The sequence below is a fragment of the Streptomyces palmae genome (assembly GCF_004684805.1).
GTDB classification, from domain to species: Bacteria; Actinomycetota; Actinomycetes; order Streptomycetales; family Streptomycetaceae; genus Streptomyces; species Streptomyces palmae.
Genome location: NZ_SRID01000446.1, coordinates 1 through 5072 on the forward strand (window position 1 = coordinate 1; position 5072 = coordinate 5072).

Sequence of the window (5072 nt, forward strand, 5' to 3'; positions counted from 1 at the left end):
CCCATCCCCCGACCGCGGAATCCCGCCCCACCAACACCACCGACGCACCCGTCCGCTCCACCATCCACCGCATCCGCGCCTCGGGAAAACGGGAATCCAACGGCACATACACCCCACCCGCCTTCACCACCGCCAACACCGCCACCACCAACTCCACCGAACGCTCCAACAGCACACCCACAGCGCACTCCGCGCCCACCCCGCCCTCCACCAACGCGCAGGCCACACGGTCGGCCATCGCGTCGAGTCGCCCGTAGGTCAGCCGGGTCTTCCCAGACACGAGCGCGATGGCCTGCGGGGTACGCGCCACCTGCGCCGCGAACAACTGGGGCAGGGTGGCCTGCGGGACGTTCCGATCGGCCGGGTTCCAGTCGGAGAGCATCCGGCGCCGCTCGCCGGGGGTGAGCAGGTCGACCGCGCCGATCGGGAGGTCCGGATCCGAGGCCACGGCCCGCAGCAGTCGCTCCAGCCGGCCAAGGAGCGCCTCCACCGTGGCGCGGTCGAAGATCTCGGCGTCGTACTCCACCGCGCCTTCCACGCCTTGCGGAGTGCGATCGGCCGCATGGTGCGCGGTGAGGGAGAAGGCGAGGTCCATACGGGCGGTGCCGGTGTGCACGAATTCGGTGCGGGTCTCGAGTCCGGGGAGTGTGAGCGGTCCGGTCGGGGATTCGTGCCAGGCCAGCATCGTCTGGAAGAGGGGATGGTGGGCAAGGGAGCGAGTGGGACGCAGCTGATCGACCAGATACTCGAACGGCACGTCCTGATGAGCATAAGCATCCAGACTGCACTCACGAACCCGAGCCACCAACTCACGAAACACCGGATCACCCGACACATCACTCCGCAACACCAACGTATTGACGAAGAAACCCACCAACCCCTCAGTCGCCTCATCCACACGCCCGGCAACCGGAACACCCACCGGAATATCCGTCCCAGCCCCCAACCGACTCAACAACGCCACCAACCCCGCATGCACCACCATGAACACACTCGCACCACACACCCGCGCCACATCCACCAACGCCCCATGCACACCAGCACCCCAAGAAAACACCACCACCCCACCACCATGCGAAGCAACCGCCGGCAAAGGCCGATCCACCGGAAGCACCACACGCTCCGGCAACCCCTCCAAAACCCGCCGCCAATAACCAAGCTGCCCACCCAGAACACTCCCCCCATCACCCGCATCACCCAACAACCGACGCTGCCACACCGCATAATCCGCATACTGCACACCAAGCGGCACCCACCCCGGCACCCGACCCCCACAACGCGCCGCATAAGCACACCCCAAATCCTCCCCCAACACCCCCAACGACCACCCATCAGCCGCAATATGGTGCACCACCAACACCAACACACACTCCCGCGGGGCCAATACGAAAACCCGCACGCGCAGCGGCATCTCATGCGCCAGGTCGAAGGCGAGCCGGGCGCAGGCGGTCATCTCCTCTTGCAGCTCGGATTCCTCGATGGTCGTCACGCGGAGGTCGAGGGCGGCGCGGGCCGCCTCCGGCGTGAGGATCCGCTGGTGCGGCTCCCCGTCCGAGTCGGGGAAGACGGTGCGCAGGGTCTGGTGGCGGTCCACCACGTCCGCCACCGCGGCCCGAAGTGCCCGCTGGTCCAGTGGGCCGGTCAGGCGCACCGCCAGCGGGATGTTGTAGATGGGTGAGGGCCCGTCCAGGCGGTACAGGAACCACAGCCGCCGCTGCGCGAAGGACAGCGGAAGGGGATCCGGCCGGTCCACGGGCTCCAGGGCCGGGCGCGCCGCCCTGGCCCCGGCCAGCGCGCGGGCCAGGCCGGCCACCGTGGGCTCGTCGAAGAGGGTGCCCAGCCGCAGTTCCACGCCGAGTTCGGTGCCCACCCGGGCCGCCAGCCGGGTGGCCAGCAGGGAGTGCCCGCCCAGGTCGAAGAAGCTTTCGTCGATTCCCACCGCGGGCAGGTCGAGCACCTGGGCGAACAGGGTGCACAGGACTTCCTCGACGGCGTCGCGGGGCCCGCGCACCCCTGCGGCGGGAGCGTAGTCGGGGGCGGGCAGCGCGCGGTGGTCGAGTTTGCCGTTGGCCGTCAGGGGCAGTGCCGCCAGGGTGACGACGGCCGCCGGCACCATGTACGGCGGGAGGCGCCGGGCGACGAAGGCCCGCACGTCAGCGGGGTCGATCGCCACGTCCCCGTCCGCCGGCACGACATAGCCGATCAGGCGTGGATCGCCCTCGTGGTCCGCTCGGGCGACGACCGCGGCCTGGGCGATGCCCGGGTGGGCGGCCAGCGCCGCCTCCACCTCACCGGGTTCGATGCGGAACCCGCGGATCTTCACCTGGGTGTCCGCGCGCCCCAGGAAGTCCAGTCGGCCGTCGGGGTACCGGCGCGCCACGTCCCCGGTGCGGTACATCCGGCTTCCGGCAGGTCCGTAGGGGTCCGCCAGGAACCGCTGGGCGGTGAGTCCCGCGCGGCCCAGATACCCGCGGGCCACCCCCTCCCCGGCAACGTAGAGTTCGCCCGCCACGCCCGCGGGAGCCGGTTGCAGCCCTGCGTCCAGTACGTAGGCGCGCAGGTCCCTCAGCGCGGTGCCGATGGGGCTGCCGGACGCGGAGGCCGCGGTGCGCCGGTCGAGGGGGGTGTGGGTGACATGCACGGTGGTCTCGGTGATGCCGTACATGTTGACCAGCGCCGGGGCGTGGTCGGGGTGGCGCTCGTACCAGTCGGTCAGGCGGTTGGGCCGCAGGGCTTCGCCACCGAAGACCACGGTGCGCAGGGCCAGTTTCCGGCCGAGCTCCGGGTGCTCGCGGTCGGCTCGCATCAGGGCGGAGAAGGCCGACGGGGTCTGGTTGAGGACCGTGACGCGCTGGTCGGCCAGCAGCCGGAGGAAGTCCACCGGCGACCGGCTCACCGCCTGGGGCACCACGACCAGGCGACCGCCGTGCAGCAGCGGTCCCCACATCTCCCACACCGAGAAGTCGAAGGCGAAGGAGTGGAACAGGGTCCAGGTGTCCCACGGGCCGAATCCGAGCTGGTCCGCGGTGGCGCGGAACAGGCGGACCGCGTTGTGGTGGGTGACGACCACCCCCTTGGGCGTGCCGGTGGAGCCGGAGGTGTAGATCACGTAGGCGGGGTGTGTCGGCAGGAGGGGAACGGTGCGGTCGGCGTCGGTCGGGGCGGTGTCCGGGTGGCCGGCCAGTGCCCGGACGGTGCCGGGGTGGTCCAGCTCCAGGCGCGCGGCGGTCGTCTCGGGTAGCGCCGCGCTGGTCGTGGTGGTGGTCACCGCGAGGACCGGGGCGGCGTCGCGCAGCATGAGGGCGAGGCGTTCGGCCGGGTGCTCCGGGTCGAGCGGCAGGTAGGCCGCTCCCGTCTTGAGCACGGCCAGTACCGCGACGACCAGTTGCTCGGAGCGGGGCAGGGCCAGGGCCACCAGGCGCTCCGGTCCCGCCCCGCGGGCGATCATCAGATGGGCGAGGCGGTTGGCCGCCGTGTCCAGCTCCTGGTAGCTCAGCCGGGTGCCCTCGCACACCACCGCCGTGGCCCGCGGGGTGCGGGCCGCCTGGGTCTGGAACCGGTACGCCAGGGTGTCCTGCGGATCCGCGCGGGGCACGGGATTCCGGGCGGGCAGCAGTCGGCGGCGCTCACCGGGGCTGAGCAGGTCGATAGCGCCTACCGGCCGGTCCGGGTCGGCTGCCACCGCTTCCAGCGCGCGGCTCAGGCGCCCCTGGTGCGCGGCCAGTTCCTCCGCGCCGTACAGCGCGGGGTTGGCGTCGAGGACGAGGTGTACCCCCGCTTCGTCGGAGCGGTCGTACAGGCTGATCGAGAGGTCGTCGACGAATCCGGGAGAGAGGTTGCGGGCCGAGGCGCGGTGCCCGGCGAAGCGCAGGTCGTAGTCGAAGGACATGATGTTGACCAGGGGGCCCGTCAGCCGGCTCAGCCCACCCGGCAGGCCGAGGTCGCGCGGCAGGTCCTCACCCCGGTAGCGCTGGTGCCGCAGCGCCTGGCCCACCTGGTCCGCCACCTGGCGTGCCAGGTCGCGGGCGCGGGTGGAGGCGCTCACCGCCAGCCGCAGCGGCAGCACGTTGGCGGCCATGCCGGGGCTGCTGCGCGGCACTGGGCCGGGCCGGGCGTTCACCGGCAGTCCCAGGACGATGTCGTGCCTGCCCGTCAGCCGGTGCACATAGGCGGCCGCGACGGCGATCGTCAGGGAGGAGAGCCGGACCCCGATCTGCTCTGCCCTGGTCCGCAGTCGGGCGGCGAGGTCCGGTGGCAGGGCCGCGCCGTGGCGCAGCACTCCGGTCGGGGCCTGGGCCGGGCGGTCGGAGAGCCGGGGCGGTTCCGGCTGGTCGGATAGCAGGCCCGTCCAGTAGCGCCGGTCGGCGGAGAAGGCCGGGGAGGAGCGGTACGCCGCGTCCGCGTCCACCAGCAGCCGCAGCGGGCCGAAGACCCCGGCGGGGGTGGGCAGCCCGGCGGCGCCGGCGGTGTACAGCTCGGCCACCCGGCGTGCGATGAGGGCGAACGCGAAGCCGTCCGCCACGATGTGGTGGTAGCCCTGGTACCACCGGAACCGCTCCGGACTCAGCCGGAAGAGGGCGTAGGAGAACAGGGGGCCGCTCAGCAGGTCCATCGGGCGACCCAGATCGGCGCGCATCCATGCCTCGGCGGCCTGGTGCGGGTCGTCCTCACCACTGACGTCCAGCACCGGGAAGTCCCAGTCGCCGGCGGGGGTGACACTCTGCCACAGCGCCCCGGCCTCCTCGGCGAACCGCACGCGCAGCGGCTCGGCTTCGGCGACGGTCCGCCGCAGCGCTTCCTCGAAGAGCACCGGATCGATCGGACCGCCGATGTCCAGGTACTCGCCGACCTGGTGGACCGGGGATTCCGGAGCCAGTTTCTGGGCCAGCCAGATCTCGCGCTGCGCGGCCGTGGCCGGCAGCCGTTCGTCGGGCACCTCGGACGAAGACACCGTTCCCGCCCCCTTCCGGCCCTGTCGGCACAGGACGCCTCTACGGAAGGCATGCCCGCCTCAGCAGACGGACGAGATCACTCTTTCGGGTGTTGCCGGTTCATCGGGCCCCCCACCCACC

Annotated in this window: 1 protein-coding gene; it reads right to left on the reverse strand. The window is 71.8% G+C overall.

What is annotated here, in order from left to right; translation table 11 throughout:
* The coding region (locus tag E4099_RS28795; RefSeq protein WP_135342059.1) for a non-ribosomal peptide synthetase at positions 1–4951 on the reverse strand (4951 nt) is incomplete at its 3' end.
* Positions 4952–5072 lie beyond the last annotated feature (121 nt).